Source organism: Lentibacillus kimchii, from assembly GCF_055381965.1.
Genome location: NZ_AP043934.1, coordinates 2,082,387 through 2,108,078 on the forward strand (window position 1 = coordinate 2,082,387; position 25,692 = coordinate 2,108,078).

At 45.1% G+C, this 25,692-nt stretch carries 26 protein-coding genes and 2 pseudogenes; 8 read left to right on the forward strand and 20 right to left on the reverse strand.

Annotated features, from left to right (window positions below; all coding sequences use genetic code 11):
* Positions 1 to 33: 33 nt before the first annotated feature.
* The 4 genes from nagE to ACZ444_RS11110 all read right to left on the reverse strand — a co-directional run bounded on the left by nagE (position 34) and on the right by ACZ444_RS11110 (position 3,864).
* Positions 34 to 1,518: an N-acetylglucosamine-specific PTS transporter subunit IIBC gene (nagE, locus tag ACZ444_RS11095; protein ID WP_382357818.1), complete on the reverse strand. Its 1,485-nt coding sequence runs from the start codon at positions 1,516 to 1,518 to the stop codon at positions 34 to 36.
* A gap of 139 nt (positions 1,519 to 1,657) precedes the next feature.
* A complete protein-coding gene (locus tag ACZ444_RS11100) occupies positions 1,658 to 2,476 on the reverse strand; it encodes a PRD domain-containing protein (protein ID WP_382357819.1) in 819 nt (272 codons plus the stop codon).
* A gap of 30 nt (positions 2,477 to 2,506) precedes the next feature.
* On the reverse strand, positions 2,507 to 3,001 hold the full coding sequence (locus ACZ444_RS11105) for a PTS sugar transporter subunit IIA (protein ID WP_382357820.1): 495 nt from the start codon (positions 2,999 to 3,001) through the stop codon (positions 2,507 to 2,509).
* A 251-nt stretch (positions 3,002 to 3,252) separates the two neighbouring features.
* The gene (locus tag ACZ444_RS11110; protein WP_382357821.1) at positions 3,253 to 3,864 is read right to left on the reverse strand and encodes a class I SAM-dependent methyltransferase; all 612 of its coding nucleotides are present in this window, start codon (positions 3,862 to 3,864) and stop codon (positions 3,253 to 3,255) included.
* 274 nt (positions 3,865 to 4,138) lie between these two features.
* Here ACZ444_RS11110 and ACZ444_RS11115 point away from each other — a divergent pair, with 274 nt between their 5' ends.
* Complete coding sequence (locus ACZ444_RS11115; protein WP_382357822.1) at positions 4,139 to 4,588, forward strand: FixH family protein; 450 nt, start codon at positions 4,139 to 4,141, stop codon at positions 4,586 to 4,588.
* Positions 4,589 to 4,697: 109 nt separating this feature from the next.
* Here the strand turns inward: ACZ444_RS11115 and ACZ444_RS11120 are convergent, their stop codons facing one another.
* From ACZ444_RS11120 to rocD, 3 genes and pseudogenes are all read right to left on the reverse strand, one after another.
* A complete protein-coding gene (locus ACZ444_RS11120) occupies positions 4,698 to 6,113 on the reverse strand; it encodes a hypothetical protein (protein ID WP_382357823.1) in 1,416 nt (471 codons plus the stop codon).
* 227 nt (positions 6,114 to 6,340) lie between these two features.
* Positions 6,341 to 7,612, reverse strand: coding sequence for a Glu/Leu/Phe/Val family dehydrogenase (locus ACZ444_RS11125; RefSeq protein WP_382357824.1), 1,272 nt, complete (start codon positions 7,610 to 7,612; stop codon positions 6,341 to 6,343).
* Between the two features lie 35 nt (positions 7,613 to 7,647).
* Positions 7,648 to 8,779 (reverse strand): annotated as a pseudogene (gene rocD / locus ACZ444_RS11130) (ornithine--oxo-acid transaminase); the annotation flags it as partial.
* 162 nt (positions 8,780 to 8,941) lie between these two features.
* Between rocD and ACZ444_RS11135 the strand changes: the two are divergent.
* From ACZ444_RS11135 to ACZ444_RS11145, 3 genes and pseudogenes are all read left to right on the forward strand, one after another.
* Positions 8,942 to 9,238: pseudogene (locus ACZ444_RS11135) on the forward strand (AAA-type ATPase lid domain-containing protein).
* 175 nt (positions 9,239 to 9,413) lie between these two features.
* The gene (locus ACZ444_RS11140) at positions 9,414 to 10,118 is read left to right on the forward strand and encodes an NAD-dependent protein deacylase (protein ID WP_382357826.1); all 705 of its coding nucleotides are present in this window, start codon (positions 9,414 to 9,416) and stop codon (positions 10,116 to 10,118) included.
* Positions 10,119 to 10,376: 258 nt separating this feature from the next.
* Entirely contained in the window at positions 10,377 to 10,571 is a 195-nt protein-coding gene (locus tag ACZ444_RS11145) for a Spo0E family sporulation regulatory protein-aspartic acid phosphatase (protein ID WP_382357827.1), read from the forward strand.
* A gap of 51 nt (positions 10,572 to 10,622) precedes the next feature.
* Here ACZ444_RS11145 and ACZ444_RS11150 read toward each other — a convergent pair whose 3' ends face one another.
* The 4 genes from ACZ444_RS11150 to ACZ444_RS11165 form a co-directional block, all read right to left on the reverse strand.
* On the reverse strand, positions 10,623 to 11,501 hold the full coding sequence (locus tag ACZ444_RS11150; protein WP_382357828.1) for a cytochrome c oxidase assembly protein: 879 nt from the start codon (positions 11,499 to 11,501) through the stop codon (positions 10,623 to 10,625).
* A gap of 78 nt (positions 11,502 to 11,579) precedes the next feature.
* The gene (locus ACZ444_RS11155) at positions 11,580 to 12,962 is read right to left on the reverse strand and encodes an FAD-binding oxidoreductase (RefSeq protein WP_382357921.1); all 1,383 of its coding nucleotides are present in this window, start codon (positions 12,960 to 12,962) and stop codon (positions 11,580 to 11,582) included.
* A gap of 41 nt (positions 12,963 to 13,003) precedes the next feature.
* The gene (locus ACZ444_RS11160; RefSeq protein ID WP_382357829.1) at positions 13,004 to 13,390 is read right to left on the reverse strand and encodes a VOC family protein; all 387 of its coding nucleotides are present in this window, start codon (positions 13,388 to 13,390) and stop codon (positions 13,004 to 13,006) included.
* Positions 13,391 to 13,459: 69 nt separating this feature from the next.
* Positions 13,460 to 13,792: a tRNA-binding protein gene (locus ACZ444_RS11165; RefSeq protein ID WP_382357830.1), complete on the reverse strand. Its 333-nt coding sequence runs from the start codon at positions 13,790 to 13,792 to the stop codon at positions 13,460 to 13,462.
* Between the two features lie 155 nt (positions 13,793 to 13,947).
* Between ACZ444_RS11165 and ACZ444_RS11170 the strand changes: the two genes are divergently transcribed.
* Positions 13,948 to 14,379, forward strand: coding sequence for a DUF5392 family protein (locus tag ACZ444_RS11170; protein WP_382357832.1), 432 nt, complete (start codon positions 13,948 to 13,950; stop codon positions 14,377 to 14,379).
* A 185-nt stretch (positions 14,380 to 14,564) separates the two neighbouring features.
* On the opposite strand, the gene ACZ444_RS11175 is transcribed toward ACZ444_RS11170, so the two are convergent.
* The 6 genes from ACZ444_RS11175 to ACZ444_RS11200 form a co-directional block, all read right to left on the reverse strand.
* Positions 14,565 to 15,347 (reverse strand): HAD family hydrolase, encoded by a 783-nt coding sequence (locus ACZ444_RS11175; protein WP_382357833.1) that lies wholly within the window; start codon positions 15,345 to 15,347, stop codon positions 14,565 to 14,567.
* A 70-nt stretch (positions 15,348 to 15,417) separates the two neighbouring features.
* Complete coding sequence (locus ACZ444_RS11180) at positions 15,418 to 17,169, reverse strand: putative ABC transporter permease subunit (RefSeq protein ID WP_464433301.1); 1,752 nt, start codon at positions 17,167 to 17,169, stop codon at positions 15,418 to 15,420.
* Complete coding sequence (locus ACZ444_RS11185; RefSeq protein ID WP_382357835.1) at positions 17,169 to 17,948, reverse strand: ABC transporter ATP-binding protein; 780 nt, start codon at positions 17,946 to 17,948, stop codon at positions 17,169 to 17,171. The genes ACZ444_RS11180 and ACZ444_RS11185 overlap by 1 nt, the downstream gene beginning before the upstream one ends.
* Positions 17,949 to 18,085: 137 nt before the next feature.
* On the reverse strand, positions 18,086 to 18,238 hold the full coding sequence (locus ACZ444_RS11190) for a small acid-soluble spore protein P (protein ID WP_382357836.1): 153 nt from the start codon (positions 18,236 to 18,238) through the stop codon (positions 18,086 to 18,088).
* Positions 18,239 to 18,374: 136 nt separating this feature from the next.
* Positions 18,375 to 18,929 (reverse strand): SLOG family protein, encoded by a 555-nt coding sequence (locus ACZ444_RS11195; RefSeq protein WP_382357837.1) that lies wholly within the window; start codon positions 18,927 to 18,929, stop codon positions 18,375 to 18,377.
* Between the two features lie 31 nt (positions 18,930 to 18,960).
* Positions 18,961 to 19,560, reverse strand: a complete 600-nt coding sequence (locus ACZ444_RS11200; protein ID WP_382357838.1) for a Dph6-related ATP pyrophosphatase — start codon at positions 19,558 to 19,560, stop codon at positions 18,961 to 18,963.
* 167 nt (positions 19,561 to 19,727) lie between these two features.
* Here ACZ444_RS11200 and menC point away from each other — a divergent pair, with 167 nt between their 5' ends.
* Complete coding sequence (gene menC / locus ACZ444_RS11205) at positions 19,728 to 20,843, forward strand: o-succinylbenzoate synthase (protein WP_382357839.1); 1,116 nt, start codon at positions 19,728 to 19,730, stop codon at positions 20,841 to 20,843.
* A 245-nt stretch (positions 20,844 to 21,088) separates the two neighbouring features.
* On the opposite strand, the gene ACZ444_RS11210 is transcribed toward menC, so the two are convergent.
* Positions 21,089 to 22,021, reverse strand: a complete 933-nt coding sequence (locus ACZ444_RS11210) for a manganese-dependent inorganic pyrophosphatase (protein WP_382357840.1) — start codon at positions 22,019 to 22,021, stop codon at positions 21,089 to 21,091.
* A gap of 175 nt (positions 22,022 to 22,196) precedes the next feature.
* A complete protein-coding gene (locus ACZ444_RS11215; protein ID WP_382357841.1) occupies positions 22,197 to 22,703 on the reverse strand; it encodes a hypothetical protein in 507 nt (168 codons plus the stop codon).
* 101 nt (positions 22,704 to 22,804) lie between these two features.
* On the opposite strand from ACZ444_RS11215, the gene ACZ444_RS11220 reads away from it, so the two are divergent.
* Together ACZ444_RS11220 and ACZ444_RS11225 are read left to right on the forward strand one after the other, a co-directional pair.
* Positions 22,805 to 23,920 (forward strand): NAD(P)/FAD-dependent oxidoreductase, encoded by a 1,116-nt coding sequence (locus ACZ444_RS11220; RefSeq protein WP_382357842.1) that lies wholly within the window; start codon positions 22,805 to 22,807, stop codon positions 23,918 to 23,920.
* 78 nt (positions 23,921 to 23,998) lie between these two features.
* Entirely contained in the window at positions 23,999 to 24,157 is a 159-nt protein-coding gene (locus tag ACZ444_RS11225) for a hypothetical protein (RefSeq protein ID WP_382357843.1), read from the forward strand.
* 82 nt (positions 24,158 to 24,239) lie between these two features.
* Here ACZ444_RS11225 and ACZ444_RS11230 read toward each other — a convergent pair whose 3' ends face one another.
* Positions 24,240 to 25,574 carry a diguanylate cyclase domain-containing protein gene (locus tag ACZ444_RS11230; RefSeq protein WP_382357844.1) on the reverse strand — a complete coding sequence of 445 codons (1,335 nt, stop codon included), beginning with the start codon at positions 25,572 to 25,574 and terminating at the stop codon, positions 24,240 to 24,242.
* Between the last annotated feature and the right edge of the window lie 118 nt (positions 25,575 to 25,692).

Genomic DNA, 25,692 nt, shown 5'->3' on the forward strand with positions numbered 1-25,692 from the left:
GAACAGCATTCAGCTGTTCGCTTTTATACGACGCTATTCTCTTTGCCGTATTCTAAGGATTTCATCGGCTACAAATTGTACTTGTGTTCCAACAACAACCTGAATACTATGCTCGCCGACAACATTGATGCCCGGTACTCCGGCTTCTTTGATTTTAGCCTGGTTAACGTTGTTCATATCATCAACTTCCAGTCTTAAGCGGGATACACAGTTATCAACACTCCGGACGTTGTCATCACCGCCGAGACCTTCATAAATGGTCTCAGCCATAACCGTTGTCTTATCCTTTTTGGAAGCACTGGCATCTTCCTTAGTACCTGCAGCCTCAGTCTCTGTCGCTTCACTTTCCTCTTCTTCTACATGCTCGTCATCTTCACGTCCTGGTGTTTTCATATTGAATTTACTGATTAAGAAGCGGAATATAAAGTAGTAAAGCACCGCAAATACGAGACCCTGCAGAATGAGCATAAGCGGTTTGTTTGCGATTGGCACACCGAGACTTAAAACGTAGTCAACTAAACCGGCGCTGAAACTGAATCCGGCCGTCCACTGAAACAACGCTGCTACAAATAATGAAAGCCCTGTTAAGGCTGCGTGTACAACATACAATGCAGGTGCCAGGAACATAAATGAGAATTCCAGTGGCTCTGTAACACCCGTAAAAAATGAAGCGAAAGCAGCAGCCATCAGCAGTGACGCAGCCTGTTTTTTCCGTTTTGTTTTAGCTGTATGATACATCGCTAAAGCAGCAGCAGGCAGACCAAACATCATAACTGGGAAGAATCCAGCCAAGTAGCGGCCGGTAATTCCTTTTGTGCCCTCACTGGCCCAGAAACTGGCGATATCATCAATGCCAGCCACATCAAACCAGAACACATTATTAAGGGCATGGTGCAGACCAGTCGGAATGAGCAAACGGTTAAAGAAGCCGTATAATCCGGCACCAACCGCATCCAGATCAACGATGGACTGGCCAAACGAAACCAATGCATTATAGACAACAGGCCATACGAAGAAAAGAATAGCTGAAACAACCATCATGAGTGCCGCACTCAAGATCGGCACTAAACGCTTCCCGCTAAAGAAAGCAAGTGCGTCGGGCAGCTTCACGTGACTGAATCTGTTGTACATAATAGAGGCTCCGAGACCTGAAAGAATCCCGATAAAAACGTTTTTAGTATTTTCAAAAGCAGGATCAACCGCGCTCTCCTCAATCCCCTGGAGTCCAGCAACCCCGCTGACGCCAAGAACTGTTGTGGTTACCAGATAGGCAACAAGTCCGCTTAATGCAGCCGAGCCATGCTGATCTTTAGACATCCCGATAGCAACACCAACAGCAAACAGAATGCCCAAGTGACCGAGGATGGCATCACCGCCATTTGTGAGAAAATTGGCGATGACATTATTTTCATCAGCGCTCGCTATCCAGTTTCCGATACCCATTAGAAGCGCGGCAGCGGGCAGTACTGCGACAGGAAGCATTAAAGACGTACCAAGCTTCTGCAGATATTTCATCATGTTTATTCCCCCCTGTATTCATTTGATAAATTTAACGAACCCACAATCATGCCTGATTTATGGCAAGAAGTACAATCATCTGGTGAATCCGATTACAATCTAAATATTAACGTTATCTTACTGTTTGAATTCGATACTATTAGTGCGTTCGCAAGCGTTCAATATGCAGTGTAATGTATCCAAGTTCCTCTTCAGGCAAGCTAATACCATGTGTCTTTTCTGTTTCCTCAGCGACATGCATAGCACATTGATAAGCGGCATCGTATTTTTGTCTGATCATGTTGAACATGTCTTCATCCATAACATGACTATTTTGATCTTTAGCTCGTGTTAAGGCAAACTGCAAATGTGTCACAAGCCGTTCATAAGCAATGTCCGTCTCATCAATAACAACATTTAAACAATTCCTGATCTCTTGCACCATGTTCTGAACAATCGTTGTCTGACGCACCGTTTCGTGTATATCACCCCCTCCAATTTTCATTGTATGAAGATACAGTGCAATAAACGCCGCTTCATCCACAGGCATTTCTATACCGATCTCTGTTTCAATATGCTGAAGAGCCCATAAACCAATCTTAAACTCCTGCCGGTATAACACCTTAATCTCCCGCAAAAGGGCATTTTGCAGCTGAATGCCATTCTGTTCACGCTCGATAGCAAAGGAAATATGATCAGCAAGCTGGATCAGGACATGATCACTTAAATCCGTCTTCAGCTGTTGTTCAGCATGGTTAATAATATCTTCTGACACAATAAAGTGTTTTTCCGGAATTCGGAGCAATAGCTGCTGTAATGGTTCATTCTCTTTCAGTACAAACAATTTCTCGATTTTTCGGGGATTTACCACGTCATGTTTTTGTTTATTGAAGCCTATGCCCGAACCGATCGCAATTTTTTCTTCGTCTTCATCCCAAACAATGACGGCATTGTTATTTAATATTTTTCGGATCGTCATCCGGGTCACGCTCCCTTTCACATTGCGTAGCTACTTTTCTGACGCCGTGATAATCACCGTTTCGCCTGTTTTTCCGTTGCTTTCTTCCGTCATCGTAAATGTCTTATCAGTATCCTGGCCATTCGTGATAACAACCGGCGTGATATCGCTTGAAGCGTTCTCACGAATATAATCGAAATCACAGGTCATAAGCGGATCACCCTTAGCGACCTGATCCCCTGTTTTCACATTCGGTGTAAAACCTTCACCATTAAGGGAGACGGTTTCAAGCCCAATATGAACCAGAACTTCAATGCCGTCTTCTGTCCGCAGTCCAACAGCATGTTTCGTCTCTGGCAACTGAACAACCTCACCATCCACTGGTGCTACAATTTGGTTATCGGACGGTTTGATCGCGATGCCATCACCCATCATTTTTTGACTGAAAACTGGATCGGGCACATCTTCCAGTGAGATAAGCTCACCAGCGACAGGCGCTACCATCTCTGTTTTCGAATTGCCCTTCTTAAATAAGTTTTTAAACATAACGAAAACTCCTTCTCTGGGATGCTGATTCGCTGGATGAATCTTCAAACGCAGGCAGAAAAAAAGATATAGCGGCAAACAAGGCGCCCTTTCCCCTTGTAATATACCACTATGCCTAATCATGTCAGTAACATGTGTCATCTATCCAGTTATTTTTAGTTTATCACGCTTTATTTTAAATGACAATCCATAATTTCAAAAAATAGTCACATGAAGAACCGCTCAGCACTTGTCATCAGTCAGCATCAACCTTATTCAGTACCCGTCAATCGATAAATGTTAAACCGTTCATAGGGATCCCGATTAATCATCTCCGGCAGTACGATCTCCTTTTGCCGTTCAAAAGCAGTTTCACCATCCAGAAACCTAATATATGCGTTTGATGCATAATACATAATCAGTTCAATCTCCCGTGCGGATTGCGCAGCCGAATGCAGAATATTATTAACCACCTGCTTGAACACTTGAATCGAAAAGGGATTAAAAAAATAAAACCGGTTATCTGCCGGATCAATTCTGTAGTCTTCCGCTAAACAGCAATGAAAGGAAATAGGGTCGGTAGCCTGCTTTGTTTGCTCCATATAACGATAGCGATTTTTAATAGCTTCTTTAAAAAGTTTGTAATTCATTTCCACACCGGTGACAGACGCCTGATAATAATAATGACTAAAAAAATTCAGACGACCTTTTCCGCAGCCGAAGTCCACGATTTGATCATGACTCGTAATATGATAATTATGACATAACGTTTCCAGCGCATGATAGGGTGTCGGTTCATAGGGGTTATGATGCAGGTCTGCATGTATCCATTTTTTTCGGCGGGTTTTGATATTTAATAACTTGTCATAACGGTATTCCTTCATAACCGAACTCCTTTAAACGATAATAATCGTGGCGGGATCACCATGATGCGGCATCTAATGATACATACAGAGGATCCATCCAGCACAGCAGAAGGCTCTCATTAACCATATCATAACATACGATTTGAAAAGCCTGTAGACAGCGTGCGTCATCTGCAGTCCAAAATTCCGTCACAAAAGATTCATATTTATGCACACAAACATGATTGCTTTATAGCACTTGATTTTCTATAATCGTGTTAATCTCGGTATAAGAAGAAACGGGGGACAAAGCATGAAGAAATATATTTGGGCCGCCCTGATCATATTGACATTGGCTTTGCTCAGTGCATGCAGCAGTGAGGGCAGTGACAGCACAGCAGACGATGAACATGAAGAACCGGCCGCCCTTCATGTTGACTTCGATCCGCCCGAAACAGCAGAGGCGGGTGAGACAGTTACATTAAAAGCGACCGTTACATACGGCGATGAGTTAGTCAAAGATGCAGAGGAAGTCCAATTCGAATATTGGAAACAAGATCATAAAGACAGCAGTTCCATGGTGCAAGCAGCTAACCAGGGAAACGGAATTTACACAGCTGACGTAACTTTTGAGGATAATGCGGTTTACGAAATATATGCACATACGTCAGCACGAGAACTGCACACAATGCCTAAGGAAGCCATAGTGGTTGGGGACGCAGAAGAAAATTCTGATACCGCTAATGGCAGTGACAATCACTAAATCGCTAAAGCAGGCTGTGACCTTAAATAACAGGTCTCAGTCCTGGCATAATCGCAGTGGTTACTTAAAAGAATAAACCTGTTTTAACCCCAATAGTAAATGGGGTGTTCTAAACATACACCATAAACTGAATATAGATCTGAACCATAACATAAAGCACAATCGCATATTTATAATTATGCTTGAATCCATTCTTCAAAGGGCTCAGGCCGTTCGTGTCACTTAATACAATAACCGGCATAAGCAGCGGTGACACCAAAATCGAAATAGCACTGCCTGACGTAACTGCAAGAACGACAAGTTCAGGCGGATAAGGCAATGAAATATCTTCAAGAATCCCCGCGACAAGCACCATAACGGTAAGTGGTCCAAGTCCCATAAAGCCAAGCACGATAACAATTAGCGGCAGGAAGTACAATATATTAATAAAAGGGACAAACTCCTGCAGCGCATAAATACCATCGACGATCACTGTTCCAATACCCATTTGATTTAAGCCGAATATGAGGACACCTGCTGCTGTCAGAACACTAAACTGGTACCCCTTTCCGGATAGACCGTACCGGTAATAGTCCTGTGCCTCGTCGAGCTGCCTTTTTGGCCGCTTCTTAATCAGAAAATAGCTAGTCGACCAAATTAAAATGACGATTGGAATCAATACCATCAGTTCCACATTCATAATCGAGTAAATGAAAAAAATAGTGCCAAAAAGCGAGATGAACAGAAAGCCGAATTCCAGCGCCTTTCGTATCTGTTGTTTTTTGTCTGAAGCATCTTCCCGCATCCTGTCAAGTTCTGTATTAATAGCAGCGGTCAAATCAACCGAATAGTGTCTCTCTTCAGCGTAAGAAAACCCAATTGCTACGATCATTGCTGCTGCAGCCGTGATTAAGCCTTGCATCATCGTCGTAAATAATGACGCATCCAGTGCCTCGACTGCATAAGCGAAGCTGGGAATGCTGATAACCCACAGAGTCGAAAGAGCGAACGCGCGCAACAAAGCAGTTCCCTTAAATTTTTCCCATGCCTCGCCCCGCTCATTTTTTAAAATGTTATTAACAAATTCATACATCATCGGGATGGAGCCAAACAATAAGAAATAGGCAATAATATGTGTGAACACCAGTATGCCCGAGTAGAATTTACGACTCGTGTTGAGAAAGTTGTGTGCCAGACCGATTATTTCCTCAATATAAGGCTCTGACCGCAATACCCAGCTGATCATCGGAACAACAGCCAAAAGACCAATAATATTGCTCATTTGCAGCAGCCCGCTTTGCAGATTTCCTAGAAAAGGGCCGTCTGTAAACAACACCATAATGACAGACCCTGTCAGAAAAAGGAAAAGCGGGAGTTTAAAGTGCTTAACCCTGAAACTGACACCTGCCAGAACCAGCATGATCAGCCCCAGAGTCGCTTGAATAGCTGTTAGCACATCCATTTTAAGAAAGTAATTAACAAAATACAGCAGCACATAAAGAAAAATAACAAATCTGAGCAGTTTTGCGTCTGTGGTGACATTCATTTTGATGTTCCTCTCAAACGTATTCCGGACCTTATGTTACTCAGTTTTGAAGCTGTTGCCAAATATGGCTAAAAGACATGCATTGAGCCACACATTTAAAAACAACACTCTCTAATCTCAGTGTCTGGCGATCGTGCTGAGATATATCTATGCTGCGTCTTCATCCATAAACATAACAAGCGCCCAAACATGTCTGACTAAACATGTTTGAGCGCTCATGCAGTGACTTAGACCCAGCCGCGGAATCGAACAGCCTCAGCCAATCTGCGGATGCCTACCATAAAGGCTGCCAATCGCATATTGACCTTGTGTGTTTCAGATGCGTCATAAACTTTATTAAACGCATTGACAAGGTTCGACTGCAGCATATTGGCAACGTTTTCAGCACTCCAGTAATAGCCTTGGTTATTCTGTACCCACTCAAAGTAGGATACAGTCACGCCACCGGAACTTGCAAGCACATCCGGAACGAGCAAAACACCGCGATCTGTCAGAATTTTTGTAGCTTCGCGTGTCGTGGGACCATTTGCGGCTTCCACAATAATAGATGCCTTGATATCCCGGGCATTTTCCTCTGTAATCTGATTAGCAATTGCAGCCGGAATAAGGATGTCACAGTCCTGGGAAAACAATTCCTTATTCGATATAGGATTGTCAAATTGATTGGTTACTGTACCGAAGCTGTCCCGCTTTTCCAGCAAGTAATCAACATCAAGACCATTTGCATCGTAAATGGCACCGTATGCGTCTGAAATGCCGACAACTTTCGCACCTTCATCATGCATAAATTTCGACAAATAACTGCCGGCATTACCGAATCCCTGGACAATGATCTTCGCCCCGTGCAGATCCATGCCACGCTTCCGGGCTGCTTCTTCAACACAGATAGTAACGCCTTTAGCCGTTGCCGTATCACGGCCTTGTGAGCCACCCAGTGCAATTGGCTTTCCGGTAATAAACCCTGGTGAATCAAACTCACTGATCTTGCTGTATTCGTCAACCATCCAAGCCATAATCTGCGAGTTTGTAAACACGTCGGGTGCCGGAATATCTTTTGTTGGTCCGACAATCTGGCTGATTGCGCGGACATATTCACGACTGATGCCTTCTATTTCCCGGAAAGACATCTCCCGCGGATCACAAATGATACCGCCTTTGCCGCCGCCGTACGGAATATCCAGAATACCGCTCTTCATGCTCATCCATATAGCCAATGCTTTAACCTCTGTCTCATTGACATCCGGATGAAAACGGACGCCGCCTTTTGTCGGTCCAACTGCATCACTGTGTTGAACACGATAACCCGTAAATATCTGGACTTTTCCGTCATCCATACGAACAGGAAACCGCACTGTAAGCGTCCGCATTGGTTCTTTCAATAATTGGTAGACCTCATCGGGATAACCCAGATTATCGAGCGCCTCTTTAATCGTAACCTGTGTTGAATCCATCAAATCAACGGATTCACCCGTTTGTTCATTCTCCGTTTTATTAACCATTGGTATGCTTCACTTCCTTGACTTGTAATGATTACTTAGTTGGACAAGACTTGATAAATTTTATCAATTGCCCAATAGATCTTCCTCACTAATAATCAGCGGGGGGTGCAAATCAAATAACAATTTCATGTGTCTCTTTGCAAAGCAGACCGGCTTCTTTCAGTGCCTCACAACAACTTCTTGCCGGTTCATAAAGCTCGACGCCCACAAACAGTCCTCTTCCGCGCACTTCCTTAATAGCAGGATTATCAAGCCCTTTTAGTTTTTCCAGGAAATGATTCCCGAGTTTAAGGGACCGTTCCGCTAAATGTTCTTCTTCAATGACATCGAGAGCTGTGACAGACACAGCATACGCCAGCGAATTGCCCCCGAATGTTGAGCCATGTGATCCTGGGTTAAAGACATCCAGCACATCGCAATTTGCCGCAATACATGATATTGGCATAACACCGCCGCCAGGTGCTTTACCGAGTATATAAACATCGGATTCAACATTTTGCCTGTCCGTCCAAATCCTGACTGAAACTACAGCACATTCTGATCACGGCACACATCATATGCCTCTTTCAGAAAAACCTTCTGCTGGCGGAATATTGATGCCTGCCTCGCTTTGAATTGGCTCCATCAGAAATGCAGCCGTATTAGGTGTTATAGCCTCTTTCAGTGCTTCAATACCACCGTATGAAATCACCTTTAGCCCTGGAAGATCGGACCATATCCGCATTTGTTATCGGGGTCGGTGGATAATGAAACAGGCGCCATCGTATGACCGTGGAAGTTATCGTCACATGCTATGATTTCGGCCTGATCTTCAGGAATCCTTTTTTTATCGTAACTCCAGCGGCGTGCTGCCTTAAGAGCTGTCTCGACTGCTTAAGTGCCTGAGTTCATTGGCAGCACCATAGTTTTGCCGGTTACTTTTGATACTTTCTCATAAAATGGGCCAAGCTGATCATTATGAAAAGCACGGGATGTCAGTGTAACACGCCCTGCCTGCTTTTGAAGAGTCCTCATGACTTTGGGATGACGATGGCCATGATTGAGCGCCAAATAAGAGCTTAACATAGCCATGTATTGATTGCCCTCAGGATCGTTCACCCATACACCTTCTGCTTCCGAGATCACGACTGGAAGTGGTTTATAATTTGGCGCACCATAGTTTTCCGTCTGTTAATGATTGCTTTTGATTCGCTCATAACAAAAGGACCTCCCTATTTATTATACACCAGTTTAATAGCAAAATCCATGCCAAATATACCTTCTTTTGATATGGCAGACTTTCATGATATGTTAAGATTTATAAGTGCAAATTTATTTGGCATATACCCTGTGTCACTATTTGTCCCGCTGCTGCGTGAACGAAAAGAAGATATTGACCTTTTAACACAGAAGTTTATCGACAAGTACAATGCCTCATTTGAAATGGATATTAAAGGAATCAGTTCACGCGTCAGACAAATCCTCCAAGAGCATGATTAGCCCGGAAACGTCCGGGAACTGGAACACACAATCGAAGGTACTATGAATTTGATCCTCGATGATGATATTATCACAGTTGACAGTCTACCCGTCAACCTGCGGGGAAAATATCAGCAGGAACCGCGTGAATTCGCAGCTGATTTATAAAACACACATGAGAACGCAGAGAAACAGTCGCTCAAAGCGCAATCGGCGGATGCGGAAGTTTGGCCTTTAATAAACGGGTTCATACGTCCAGTAACCTAGCTGCAAGGGCCATACACAGGATTCGCATGACGCGTCAACACGTTTTATAGTAATCACGTAACAGGAGGAATGTCCTATGGTCAAGGAGTGGCTTACTAACTCACATTATACTGTTGTATTCACCGGCGCTGGCATGTCCACTGAGAGCGGTCTGCCTGATTTCCGTTCCGCTAACGAAGGCTTATGGCAGCAAAAAGATCCAAGCCAGGTTGCCAGTACCGAAGCCTTGAATAACAATGTTGAAGAATTTATCGATTTTTACCGGAGTCGCGTGCTCAAAGTTCAGGACTACCAACCTCATAAAGGCCATGCTATTTTAGCGGCGTGGGAAAAGGAAAATCAGGTTAAATCCATCATTACTCAGAACGTCGATGGCTTTCACCAGAAAGCTGGCAGTCACAATGTTGCGGAGCTTCATGGCTCACTAACAAAACTGCATTGTCAATCCTGCGGCTGGGAATATGACAGTCAGGCCTACGTTAATCACGTCTATTATTGCACGTGCGGTGGTGTTTTACGGCCTTCTCTTGTTCTTTTCGGAGAAACACTGCCACAGAAGGCCTTCCAGTTTGCCGTTTCTGAAGCGGAAAAAGCCGATCTGTTTATTGTGCTGGGGTCTTCATTAAGTGTATCACCAGCCAATCAGTTACCGCTTCTTGCCCGGGAAAATGGCGCCCGGCTCGTAATTGTCAATCGTGATCCGACAGAACTTGACAGCTATGCCGATCACGTGATTAACAGACGAAACATTGGTGACGTATTACAGGAATGGCATCGCTAGTGATAAAATTGGGACACAAGTGTGAACGGCGAAGCCTGCATGCCCCACAGATTGCAGCTCATTCGGTGAAGTCTTCTGTTCGGCTGACAATGGCTCATCATGCATCAGCTTTCAAATAAGTCCTGTCGCTTTCTGTAATGTTATGACTTTTATTGCCGAAGCGATTGCATTTTAATTTCAAGATGCCATAATAGTTCTTGTGCGTTTTGAGAAATAAACGCCCCAAACTCACACCATTTGAAAGGGAGCATGAGGACGATGCATCATACTACGCTTGCACAGAGCCGTGAAGATCTGCTGACGGCTATTGCTGATAAACGTCAAAAATTGGTCGATACCGGCATGACTTATGGCTTAAACGACGAAAGAACCCTGAGATGCAGCAGACAGCTTGATAACCTGCTGAATTTAAAGAAACATAGCGATTGTCAATTCTTCGTGCTGACAGGATAGTCAAGCTCCATCACAGATATTTTCCGTTATGGTCACTAAACGGACAGGTTTTCACCGTTTTCTGCCTTTTTTCTGCTGGTTGTATTCATTCAATTGGATGACAACTCCCTGGACAACACGTGTATCGTCATTGACGTTGCCTTCATCCTTTTCTTCACGCAACCCCCATCTTTTCAGCAGATAATACAACGCAAATGCATAGCTGGTAAGCTGTAAAATTTTCAGCACACCGCCTGCCGCCTGCTGATCATAAACCGCTGTCAAAACTGGCAACAGGGCACTTGATGCAGTAGCATATGTTCCGTACATTGGTTCTTGTGCGACCAGCAGATAAAATCCAGCCGGCATCAAAAACATCGCCATAAAAAATACGAGAACAATTCGTTTAAAGTAACTGTGACCGGCCACTGCAGTCAATGGCTGAATAATCACCCACCATGTCAAAAAGGCAAGACTCATAAACAATACCTCAAAGAGAAGCTGCAATGATGTGCTTTCATGAATAACGCTAAAAACCGGCGGAATCAGATAAATCGAGATAAGGACGTTAAACATGATTGCCAAAAACCATGGATGATTCAGTATCAGCCTCGCCGCTTCCGCACGCCGGTGATTCCAAAAAAAGGCCGCTACATACTGCTCAGGCAAACTGAGAATAAACAACGGCATGATGACAAACGCCATAAACGAGAGCTGAGATAACAGAGCACTGAACAAATAATGGTCGGCAATCACAGCAAATGGTGTCCCTTTGACAAGGAAAAACAAACTGATAGCCAGAAAAAAATACATCCGCTGTGTATATGTCGCCGAAACATGAGGCGATCTAATCATTTTGCTGATATACCAGTAACACAAAAGCCCTGTTACCACCAGTGTCACAGGGCCAGTCAGCTCATACCATGCATGATTCGCCAATACATGGTGCATCATGTATCACCCCTAATCTGGATTGGCGTCTTGATTTGTTAGAGATGCAGAGATTTATGTTTTATGGCTTCACCGGCGTTACTCGATAACTTTCCCTGGATTCAGTCTATCATGCGGATCGAGTGCTTGTTTGATGCTGCGCATGACTCGGAGCGCCTCACCATGTTCCCGCTCCTGATATTTTCGTTTACCCGTGCCGACACCGTGCTCGCCAGTGCATGTGCCACCACGTTCAAGCGCATAACTGACAATCCGTTCATTCAGCATATCAGCCCGCTCAATAGCGTCCGGGTCATCCGGATTCAGCATCAATAAAATATGATAATTTCCGTCCCCAACATGGCCGACAATGCCGCCCGGAAGGCCTGAATCAGAAATGGCGGTGCGCGCATCCTTAATGGCACCGGCCAGCTCGGAAATAGGAACACAGACATCCGTTACCATCTGTTTTCGGCCTGGGTGATTATGAATAAAGGCATAAGCTGCATTGTGACGGGCTTCCCACAATTTGTTGCGGCCAGCTGTATCCGTTTCAAATTCCACTTGCCGGCAATTCATATCAGTGACGATATTTTCCATAAATTGTACGTCTTGCTGCAATCCGGCTTCATTGCCATGCAGCTCCAGAAATAATGTAGGCACTTCCGGATAGTCGGTTTCGCTGTATAGATTCATCTGCGTAATAGCTTCTTCATCGACGAGTTCCACCCGAGCTACAGGGATACCCGACTGCATAATGGCAATCACGGCGTTCACCGCATCATCAACACTTGTGAATTCGGCTCTTCCCGCCAGAATATGTTCCGGAATGCCAGTTACTTGCAATGTCAGTTCACTAAAACAGCCCAATGTCCCTTCTGACCCAACGAACAACCCATTCAGGTGATAGCCTGACGACGATTTGGCAGCCAAATTACCGGTGTGGATGATCGATCCATCAGCCGTAACAACTTCCAAATCACGTACGTTATCCCGCATGATGCCATACTTAACGGATGTCGTCCCACTGGCATTCGTTGCTGCCATACCCCCAAGTGTCGCATCTGCGCCGGGATCAACAGGGAAAAACAGTCCGTATTTCTTAAGTTCTTTCTCCAGTTGCGAGCGAGTAACACCCGGCTGCACTGTGACAAGGAAATCATTTTCTCTTACATTTAAAATTTTATCCATGTTGGCAAAATCAACGACGATACCACCCTGTTGCGGAATAACACTGGCCTCTAAACTGGATCCGTAACCATATGGTGTAACAGGCACATCATAGGCATCCGCACAATTGATTACCGCACGGATCTCCTCAGCTGTTTCCGGAAACACAACAATGTCCGGCAAATGTGCTGTGTGGTACGATTCATCAGAACTGTGCTGCGCCAAAAGCGTATCGTTGGCAGTGACACGTTCTTCCGCTAAGATTGTCTGCAGCTCTGTCACAAGCTGCATCGTTGTTCCCGTTCCCGGCATAATCTTCACACTCCCTTTTGGTAATGACCGGCAGGTATTCACTACCGTGCCTGCGAAAGCTGAATCAAGTTGCCGCATGTATCATCAAAAACGGCAAATGTCACTGGACCTGCTTCAGTCGGCTCTGCAAAAAAGACAACACCCTGATCAGCGAGGCGGGTATATTCGTCCTGAAGATCATCGACAACAAATGATGTCATCGGAACACCCTGCTCGTAAATTGCTTGCTGATATGTCTGTGCTGCCTCACTGTCATTCGGCTCCAAAAGCAATTCAACACCGTCCGGTTCCTCAGGTGAGACAACCGTTATCCATCTAGCCGCACCTGCCGTTGTATCCATTTTTTTCTGAAACCCGAGAACCTCTGTGTAAAACGTTAAAGCTTTTTCCAGATCATCTACAAAAACACTGGTTATTTTAATCCGCATATTGATCCTCCATTCTAATGACTCCAGTATATCAGGAATGCCCTATTCGTTTACATACGATCGTTTTTCCTACGATACATGCGTGCCATTGGTGACTGGCTCGTCCGGCCGCAGCAGCATGACATCATGTTCGTTCTGAACACCGCCAAGCACCAGTACTTCTGATTTAAATCCAGCAACGCGCATTGGCAGCATATTAACGACACCGACGACTTGACGTCCGACAATCTGTTCAGGTCTATAACGATTGGTGATTTGCGCTGACGATTGTTTTCGCCCCAGTTCCTCCCCAAAATCGATCTGCAGTTTAATGGCTGGTTTTTTCGCTCCCTGAAGAGGTTCAGCTTTTAAAACTGTTCCGACACGCATATCAAGTTGATTAAAGTCATCAAGTGTTGCCATGTTCACACCTCCAGTTATGTCACTTAATTGGTTTATAATATAATTCGCTTAACGATCGTTATTTTCCTGCCTATGCCGCAGTTTTCTCCAGAGGCATTTAACATGACAGACCGACGAAAGCATTATATAATAAACTTAAGGAGCGGATAACGTATATGAGTCAATGGACGTTTAAAAACATGCCTCAATTCATTGAGAAGGAATTGGAGGCTATTGATGAACTGGTTAAGCCACAACTGAATAAAAGCACGAAATATATGATGATTGCCATCCCATTTCTGATTATTTCAATTATTAATCTGTTTATTATGCTCGTCATCACGGGATACCAATCAGACATGCTGCTGTCACTCGGTATCTACGCACTTTTAGGAGCTATTGGCGCTGCCTTGTTCAAGGAATCCAGACATGTGAACAAAGAAATACGGCAAATAGGGATGGATCATATCATTCAGCGTATTAAATCCAGTGAGCTTGTGAATGATTATATGAAAGATCAATATATTAATGAGATTAAAGCCAAACCAAGGTCTAGTCTGCAAACCTTCTTTAACTTCCTGTCAGATGAACATCAGCGGCAGAAATAATAAAAATGTGATATAAAGGAGCTGCTTTCAACAATTGCTGTCAGCGAAACCGACCTGACACAATACGCAGAAAAGGAATTGCACAGCGAGAAGTGAACGTGCAGCCTGTCCGCATATAGAGCGACCATACAACAAGCAGGCACACCCCTTGTGCACCTGCTTGTTGTATGGTCGCTGTTTTTATTTCACTTCAATTTCGCCACGACTTCCAGCAGCTCGCTCAACCGTGATACCTCATAAGTCGGCCTCACATCCTGCACATCCTCTGCATGATGATTAAGCCACACGGACGGAATACCTGCTCTTGCTGCCCCCGCTATATCGGTATAAGGATTATCGCCCACCATCAATGCCTCATTCTGATGAACAGACGTTAAGCCACACGCATGCTCAAAAATAGCTGGATCCGGTTTTCCCTTTCCATACGATCCAGATATGACAATCTGGTCAAAATAGGCTTTTAATGCCGGTGTTATGCTCAATTTTTTCTGCTGGAGTCCCGTTAACCCGTTCGTCAGCAAAAGCAGCTGGTAATGTTCCCGCAGTTTATTTAATACCTCAAATGTTTCCTCATAGACAAACTGACGGGTCTCGCGTTCTTGTTTAAACGTTTCAGCGATCTCGCCTGCTAAATGCGGATCATCAACCTCTGCCTGCTGTAAGGCTGTTGTCCAGGTTTTCCTTCTGTATTCTGGCAGCATTTTTGTCAGCTGGACACCTGGGTGCTCATTATCAGCATCAGCCCATAACCCTTCCAAAGGGCTAATGCCTATTCTATCGCCAAGATTATATGTATCGAAGGATGTAAACAACTCTGGCGCTCGTTCCCGGATCGCTTGTTCCAGCTGCCCTGGATCAGCATCCGATTTTTCTGCAGCCAGCTCACACGCTGTTTTTAATGCTTCATCGACACTTTTTTTATCCCATATCAAGGTATTATCCAAATCCAGAAAAATAGCCTTAAGCATAGACTCACCCCCCTCCCTGAGATGTTTATCTGCTGACTAAATAATAACACAATTCCCCTTTGAAAATGAGTTAAAGACGGCCAGATTTGTTTCCAAGTGATGGTTTTGACGCAGCACTCTGCACCATATCAATTTCAATACCCTGATCTAGGCGACGTGCACTCATCACGATGAACAAATACGCAATACCTAAGGAGACAGCAGCCATCAGAATAATACCGGATGCCATAACCATAACCGGATAAGCTGCTTTCCAGCTCAAAAGCGTATGAATCAAACTTGATACCATGCTGAAAATTCCTAGGCTGCTTTGGCTGGCTGAGCCGGTAACATTCATCGCGTCAACCGGTATCAGGACGATAATAAATGGAATCAGTGTTACGAATAGATACACGAATGAAACGATGATAAGCATAAAACTGGTGCCAAAGGTTAATCTGTTCTGCGGATTTGACGGGTTATATTTGGCACCGATTGTTCCAAACCATATGCCAATGCTGCTGATGCCAGTTGTTATCACAGCTTTTATAGCAATACCAGTGAGAAACTGTGTAACGGACCACCCTAAAAAGAGGCCTATAATGATCTCAATCACTGTTAAAAGTAAAAATGACAGCAGCCAGCTGATCCACAGCTTGCCAAGCGCAATATGTCTGCCAGATAGCGGCAAGACACGCAGCAGCCAAATGGATAAGGCTTCCCGCGCAATAGCCGAAGCAGCCAATTGGCCGTTAAACATGGCGTACATAAACAGCAATAAAACTTGAGCAATCGGCCAGCTTATTTCCGCGGAACCCCGCAAATCACTGAGATCCGCTCCGCCTGACAGGGCACCAACAAAACCAAACACAAGAAAAAAGACAAGCGGCATAAACACGAGCCATTCACGCATATCGCGCTTAACGGTCAGCCATTCTTTTTTGCCGACAGCGATCGCCGGGTGATGCAATTGAGACCGAGCCGTCTTCCGGGAACCTTTTCGCTGCTTTTTCCCACCGCCTTCATTCAATCGCACCCAGCCTGTGCGGAATCCTTTTTCCACCAGTGCCAGCGTCAGCATAACGATGACAGCAGCAAGTGTCAGTATCATAAGAAACGGCAGCAGAAAATCAAGCGAACCGGCTGATGCTGCTATAATCGCCTGACTCCCCCATGTTACGGGAGCCCATTCTGGAAATAACGGCAATCCTTCCAAAATCAATTCAGACAATGGACGTTCGTTCAGCAGTGTGGGCAGCATAAACAGACCATATGTCAGCAGGCCGGAAAGCAAACTCATAACAGTCATAAACTCGCTGGCTTTCGCTGCAGGAATAATCTGAACCAGCAGCAAATTAGCCAGGTAGGCAAGTGAAAGACCTATAACAACGAAGGCTATTAGTACAAGCATCACAACCGGGTAATACAGCCAGCTGACACCGGTCGCCGCGCCATAAACGTAAACAGGGATGATTAAAAACACAAATACAAGTAAGGGAATCCCGGCAAAGCTTTGTAAATATTTAACCCAAAAGATAATCCGTGTCGGAATGGGCATGGTAAATAACAAATTCAAATCTGTCGCTGAATACAGCTGTTTAAACACTTGAGGCATGCCCAGCAGCAAAATAAGTCCAATGCTCAGCAAAAATCCGTATGAAAGCATACCGGTGAAAACAGGCTCGGTGATGAGATCGTGTATAAACCAGATCCCCATCGAGAGCCATAGCAGTAACATCGCAAGGACCGCAAACACGATGCCATAACTGACATAATTTTTACCAGGCTGTGTTTTAATGGAATTAAGCATCATTTTCCACTGATTTTTTAACATGGCCTTCATCATGTTGCATCACCATGATTGGTCATTTCACTGATAATCGCCTGCTGATCCTCACCGCCGGTCAATTCAAGAAAGATATCTTCCAGACTTTTATCGGCATCGTCACCGCCCCGCAGCTCATCCATGGTTCCCAGCGCAATCACTTCGCCTTCATAAATGATTCCTACGCGGTCACACATTTCTTCAGCTATTTCAAGAATGTGGGTCGATAAAAACACGGTCATTCCGCTCGCGCACAATTGCTGGAGAAGATTTTTCAGCGTGCGGGCACTTTTCGGATCAAGTCCCACCGTCGGCTCGTCCATAAACAGCACATCCGGCTCGTGGATCAGTGCACCGCATAAGGCTATTTTTTGTTTCATCCCGTGTGAATAACTTTCGATAAGGTCATTCGCCTGTTCCGTGAGATTGAAACTGGCCAGAAGTTCATTCGCCCTTTCCTGGAACCAGTCTTTCTGCAGCTGAAAAACGGATGCAACAAATTCAAGATAGTCCCATCCGGTTAATTTGGGATAAAGATTGGGCTGATCCGGTACATAAGCAAGCTTTTCTTTCGCTTTCAGCGGATGCTGCCAGATATCGATACCCGAAATTTCTGCGGAACCATTCGTCGGCTCCAGCAATCCGGTGAGCATTTTAATCGTTGTCGTTTTGCCTGCACCATTTGGTCCAAGAAATCCAAACAATTCCCCTTTTTGCACGGCAAGATTCAAATCCTGGACGGCCTGATGTTTCCGATATGATTTAGCAAGATTCGTCAATTCAAGTGCCGCATGCATGATTCTTCCTCCCCAAAATGTTTCATTCCATTATAGCAGAAATTAACAACTGATGCCGGTGCGATTTATAGACTTTTGCGTCATTACCAGAGCATTAAAAAGCACACAGCGGCGTGTGTGCTTTTTTAATAAGATCCTTACAAACCGTGATGCGGATTATGCTTTTGTCCTGAATGATTGCGCTGTTTATCCTTGTGAGATCCCTTTAGCGGTTCACCATAAGGCTGTTTTGGGCTCTCTGGCAAGTCCGGTTCTTTCTGCTGCTTAGGTCCTTTCGGTTTGCCACCCATTCATTTGCCTCCTTTGTGGTTCCTGCTTAGCGTTTGAGGAAATAATGAATTTATCCTGCAGAAAATCAGGAAATTATATGATTACCGCATTTTCGGCTTTCCCGTTTAAATGAGCGGTCAGACGGTAAAAATAAACTCACTGCCAATAGTCGGGATCTGTCATTTGCTCATCATCTTTTATGTCCTCAAGATCAGCGGGCGTAATCTGGTACAACGGATAATCCCCTTCGTATGTCTGGATTTCCTGATAAATATACTGATTACTGCCCTGGAAATCCTCATCCAAAAGCATCAGACAGCTATCACTTTTAGCAACCAGCCACTTGTTGCTCGCCTGATACTGGTAAGGCCCACGATAATCGCCTTGATAAAGCGGTTTGTAAAAATCAGCAGAAGCCATAAGCCCCTGATAAAGTTCCTGAATTGACTCAGGCCAGCGCCCGTCCTGATGTTCAAACGGCGGGATAAGCGCCAGTTTAAGACCATATTGGTCGCGCAGATTTAGCGCCACTTCACCGGCCCATTGTTCAACACCCCTTTTGCCGGAAATCAGCACCCACTCAAGCCCTTCGTCGATCAAGCCAATCAATCGTTGTTCAATCGCCGCCTTAATGATGTTAATCCGTTCATCATCCGGCTGAAAGATATTAATTTCCATTGGTTTATAACCTGTTACCAGAAGCACTTTCATAACCTTCCGCCTTTCCGGGTTTTTTACCCGATCAATCCGGCCTGAAAATAGGGCCGTCATGGACATACGTATGATACTCGCCTGATTCGCCCATTGGACAAACATCCGAATAAGTCATGATATCGGAAACAAATGACTGATCCAGTTTACGGCCAGCCCAGTTTTGCGGAAGTTTTTCGGAATCCACCTTAATAACCTCCGCTTCAAAACCCAGAGCGATAAAGTCACATAGCCATCCCGCAGCTTTCGCTTGTTCCGACCATAGGGGGTAAACAGGCTCGACACCAGCCCGTGCAGCCAGCTTCTCGCCCCATTCACGGTGACCCTGCAGATAAATATCGCCAAAAGCCATGCCGTCAATACCGTAGCGCTGTTTCATGTCGCTGATATACCAGATAAAATCATCCTCATACGTGGGAAAATTCGTCTCAATAAAATAAACAGGAATGTCCAGCCGCTCCGCTTGCCGTTCGACACGTTCCAGTTTTTCGTTATGGGCTACTGTTTCCTTGCTGTCCTCCAATACCGTCGTCAGTAAACACTTAACGTCCACACCCTGCTTCTGCAAATAATAGAGCGCCAGACAACTGTCCTTCCCGCCGCTGAACGACAGGGCTACTTGCTTTGGCACCACTACCTCCCCCTTTACCAGCATGTTTTCATTCATTATATACTTACTTCTATAGCCATGCTAGCAGTTTTATCGCTGCGTTTACCAGCTGGACGGACCCTGCCATTTTCGATACGCTGGTTATGCATAGCTATAGTAACTGCTGAATAAGTCAGGAGGATGAATCCATGCCCATTCCAATCACACAGATCAAACTAAAACGTTTACGTATGAAACTCAATCACCCCTTCACGACCAGTTTCGGGGAGATGCGGGATAAGGATTTTTTCATAACTGAAGCGATTGACACAGAGGAGAGAAGCGGTTTTGGCGAATCAGTCGCCTTTCCAGCACCCTGGTATACCGAGGAAACCGTGGAAACGAATGCCCATGTTATGAAGGACTTTTTAATCCCGCTATTACACGAAAACACAATTAGTCATCCACACGATGTTCGTGAGATTTTCAGCCCCATTAAGCGGAATAATATGGCGAAAGCGGCTCTTGAAGGAGCGATTTGGGATCTTGACGCCAAGCGGAAAAACCAGACACTTGCTGAGGTGCTTGGCGGCCATAAATCGGAAATTGACGCAGGCATCAGTATCGGAATCCAGCCAACCATAGACGATCTGCTGCAGAAGGTGGGGGATCATATCCAGCAGGGCTATAAGCGTATTAAACTTAAAATCAAACCGGGTTCAGACGTTAAAACCCTTCGGGAAGTCCGGAAGCAATTTCCCGATATCCCTATCATGGCCGATGCCAATTCAGCTTACACGCTTCAGGACCTTAACCGGCTTAAACAACTGGATGAATTTAATTTGATGATGATCGAACAACCGCTGGCACATGACGATATCACTGATCATGCGCAACTGCAGGCATTGATCCAAACACCTATATGTCTGGATGAGAGCATTCACTCAGCTGCTGATGCGCGTAAGGCGATTGATCTGGGCAGCTGCAGGGTCATCAATGTGAAAATTGGCCGTGTCGGCGGGTTAACTGAGGCCTTGGCTATTCACGACCTGTGCCGCGAGCGTGGTATTGATGTATGGTGCGGGGGAATGCTGGAAGCCGGTGTCGGCCGGGCGCACAATATTGCTTTAACAACCCTGCCGCAATTTAACCTGCCCGGCGATACAGCTGGCTCATCACTTTACTGGGAACGTGATATTATTCAGCCTGAGGTGATCGTTCATAACGGCACGATTACGGCCCCAGATAAACCAGGTATTGGCTATGAGATCGATCAAGAAGCACTGGAAGCCTATATGATCGATGAAATGGTATTTGATTTATAAAAGGCACGGTTCACAGACCGGACGCAGAGCTGTGCACATGCACCTGCATAAAACGGGGCTGGAACAAGCTTATTTTCATCACATAAAACCTGAACAGCTCGCATAAATAGTTAGAGAAAGCCCGCTCCGAAAGCAGGCATTGCTTTCCGCGGGCGTCTCCGTCTTTTCCTCACACTAAATCTGGATCTTGTTCGTTTTTAGAGCGAATCATTTAACTATTGTCCCAGCCCTGCTTTGAATGGTTCCTATTTTGTGAATGCTTCAGTTAAAGGAATAACAACCTGCTTCTTGCGGGAAACGACCCCTTTTAAGAATGCTCGATTATTGTCATCCAAAGAAACGTCAAAGGCTTGTTCGGCACGGTCTGTAGCTGTGCCCAATACGAGAACATCTGAGTCATTCTCCAGAATATCAGTGGCAACGAACAGGAATAAGTCAAGACCATTGTCCTTGATCAGCTGGTCAATTTCCTTTTCAATGGCAGCCTGTGATTCATAAATCTGGTTCGTATCCACAGCATTTACCTGCGCAATCTGAACTTTGGCATCGCCCATTGTAAACTCTTTTGCATCCATCGTGGTCAAGTCATAGGCTGATTTATCACTTAAGTCTGCTCCAGCCTTCAGCATATCCAGGCCATATGTCTCCACATCAACGCCAGCAATACCTGCCAGCTCATACGCCGCCTCCCGGTCAGCTTCGGTGCAGGTCGGGGACTTGAGGAGCAGCGAATCCGACATAATTGCTGACAGCAAGAGCCCCGCATTTTTCGGCGATACAACGACACCTTTTTCTTTATACATGTCATTTAAAATCGTTGCCGTACAGCCGACAGGTTCCACACGCATATAAAGCGGTTCTTTCGTTTCAAAATTGGCTACGCGGTGATGATCAATCACCTCTGAAATCCGGAAGTCCTGTAGGTTATCAGCGCTTTGCTGACTTTCATTATGATCCACTAAAATAACATCGCTGACATCGCCGCCGACTTCTTCAATCCGCTCCGGAGCCTCGGCGCCAAAGTAATCCAGCGCATATTGTGTTTCTTGATTAACGTCACCCAGGCGGGCAGGCTGTGCCTCAACACCCAGTACACTTTTTAGATCAGCATAGACAAGTGCTGAGCAAATCGTATCGGTATCCGGACTTTTATGCCCGAAAATTAACGTCTTACGCATTATCGATTACTCCTTTAATTCCGTTTATCGTATTTCCAGTTATAAGATTATCATAAAAATATGGTGAATGAATACTAATTTGTGTCGTTCCATGTCACTGTGATGTTTAAAAATGGCGTTATAAACCTCCAGGTGAATTAAATCGTTAGTCAAGTCGTGGAACGCGGCGTACGCATCAGCTGTTTCTGCTGTTATACCATTGAATAACCGATTGTCTGATGGACGAATCATTCGTTTCTTCAACTTCCGATCCGCCCGTATAAACAACGCGCACATAATCTTCCTGCCCGTCCTGAAAATGGACTAAAAAGTAATCGTCTTTTGGAGAAGGAACAATGGCAACAATTGTCTCATCCGGATAATGGTCATAGATGCTTGCTTTAATAGCTTCGTCTAAATTCTTCGTAATGTTTGAATCAGCAATATACTGAGACACTTCCTGCCGATTGGTATCCGGGCCAAGTTTGTGATTAATCTGCTGAAGCAGACGAATATTTTCCGCAAAACCAATGAACAGCATCCCTGCAATAAAACCGCCGGCCGTCCAGACAAAAAAGTTAGACCAGCCTGACCCTGTATAGAACACATTCATCGCCGTACTGATCAGGCCGATTATCAGACCTGCAATCATATGGGCAGTGCCGATGGCAAACAGCAGTCTGGCAATATTATTTCGATACACGTGCGTGACCCCCTTTTCCTATACAAATTTGTTATGTATCATTAATTAAGTATCTTACGTTCGTTTCATAGCCGTTGGCGACATTCAGAAAGGATGATTCCATGAATAAAATCGTTATAATTGGCGCCGGTATATTAGGTGCTTCCACAGCTTACGAACTGGCAAAAACAGGCGCAGAGGTAGTCATAATTGACCGGCATGATGACGGCCAGGCAACTGATGCAGCAGCTGGCATTATTTGTCCATGGCTCTCCCAGCGCCGGAATAAAGCATGGTATGAACTGGCAAAAGGCGGCGCACGCATTTATCACAGATTAATTCAGGAACTCGCAGCTGATGGTGAGACCAGAACAGGCTATGCCCAAACCGGTGCTATCAGCATTCATACCGATGAACAAAAGCTCATCGCCAAAAAAGAGCGAGCTCTGAAGCGCCGGGAAGATGCTCCGGAAATCGGCGATGTCACACTGCTTGATGCCCAGGAGACGAACAAACAATTCCCACATCTCAGTGAAGATTACGCCTCCGTCCATGTCAGCGGTGCTGCCCGTGTCCATGGCCGCGCTATGCGGGACGCCCTTATAAGAGGAGCTCAGAAACATCATGCAACTATCATTCACGGGGACGCACAGCTTATCCAAAACGGCTCAAGGATCACCGGTGTAACCGTTAACGGCGAATCAATCGAGGCTGATCAAGTCATCGCTGCGTGCGGCGCTTGGATGCATGAGCTGCTCGCACCCTTGAATATTAAGTTTAACGGCACATCGCAAAAAGCGCAAATTCTGCATCTGCAATCCCCCAGCACAGATACATCTGACTGGCCTGTTGTCATGCCTCCAAATGATCAATTCATGCTGACCTGGGACGACCGGATCATCATTGGAGCGACGCATGAAGATGATGCTGGATTCGATAGCCGTGTCACAGCCGGCGGAATGCAAGAAATTTTAACGAAGGCGCTGAATGTTGCACCAGGCCTCGAGACGAGTACAGTGCTAGAGGCACGTGTCGGGTTCAGACCGCATACTCCGGGATTTTTGCCAGTTATAGGCCCCATACCTGGTATCGACGGACTGCTTATCGGCAATGGCCTTGGGTCTTCGGGACTCACCACCGGCCCATTTATCGGCCGTCAGCTGGCCCATCTGGCACTTGGGGATGAATTGGCAATTAATTTGGCAAATTATGATCCCGCCGGCGCTATAGACCATTAAGAAAGATATGTGAAATAAATTTACAGAAAAGGAATGATTTGCTAATCTTATATTAGAGATAATAAGGAGGCATGCTCTGTGGGGAAAAAAATTGTTTTTCTGCTTATTGTCATTACACTGATCGTGATGATTGCCGGCTGGTTTGGACTGCAATATTTCATTGATGAGCACGATATTGACCGTAATACATCTTCAGCGCCAAACGAGATCATATGGCACTCAGATCATGTCATATAGCCGCCGGCTTTCAGCACAGCCCCTTATAAAATCATACTGATGGTCCCAAGCGAGACCGGAACTAACATGCGCTCCGGCCTATTCAACTTTGATCATCGCATTTGAAATCGTAAATCTGATAACCATTTTTTCCGGACTGTTTAGCTTTATAAAGCTGATTATCAGCCTCTTCCAGCAAGGTCCTGGATGACTCGGGGGTACTGGATGATGATATAACAATTCCCAGACTGGAAGTTGTGGTAAATTCGTGCTGCCCAATACACCACGCTTGGTTGACGGCTTGCTGAATGCGATCCACCACTTTAAGCACATCACATGTCCCCTCAATACCAGGCAGCAACAGCATAAATTCATCACCGCCGTGACGAGCCAGCAAATCATTGCCCCGAACATTTTTATTGACACGTTCAGCGAATTCCTGAATCGTTTGATCCCCGATGTGATGTCCCAACTGGTCATTGATTGTTTTAAATTGATCCAGATCCATCATCATAATGGCTAAACAGTCAGTGCGTCCAGCCATATCTTCCAGCTGCCATGAAAGCTGCTCCATAAAGTAACGACGGTTCGGAAGACCTGTTAATGGATCATGATAAGCCATATACTGCAGTTTCAGTTCATAGTCCTTCCAAATCGTAATATTTCGGGTGACAACTACCATATGCGTGAAAGCATTGTTCGCATCATACACCGGCGTTCCGCGCAGTTCTGACCAGATATACTCCCCTGACCGGTTCCTTTGTCTGAACTGATCCTGCCACACGATATGTGTTTCGACTGAATGTCTGAACGACTCCACGAGTGGTTTCGTATCATCTGGGTGAATGTTGTGAAGAAAGTGTTTCCCAATATACTCCTCAGCATCGTGCTCCAATATTTTTTCATAGGACGGTGATACATAAGTAATGTAGCCGTCATGATCAATCATCGTGATTAAGTCATTGGTATTATCAGTAATAATACGCAGCCGATTTTCGCTTTCCCGGAATTTTTGTTTATTTTCCGTCAATTTATCCAATGAACGACGCAGCTTACGCTCATTTGCTTTTTGATCACTGACATCCCGGACAAGAGCTGCGATATGACTGCATCGCCCGTCAGTAAACAGAGGTGTGAGTGTCGTTTCCGAATATTTGGTCCCTGCTGTCGACTCATAATGATCCTCGTATGTAACAATATCTTCTGTTTCAAGAACTTTCCGGTATTGCTGCACTAAATGATCGGCTATAGTGACAGGATAAACATCATGAATTGTCTGCCCAATCACATCTGCTGTCAGGCCCGTCCACTCCTTAGCGGCTTGATTTAAAAAATCATAGTAAAATCTCCCCTGTTCATCAACAGTGATAACGAATACAATTTCGCCAATCCCTTTGGCCAATACTCTTTGAAATAATGATGCATCAGACGATTGCAATCAGAACCCCCCCACTTCATTTATTTAATTTTAATATTGAAAGATCTTCGAAATCGAAGCGCCACTTACATTATAGCGTTTTTTTAAAATTTTTCTAGTCTTTTTTGCCTATTTCCCG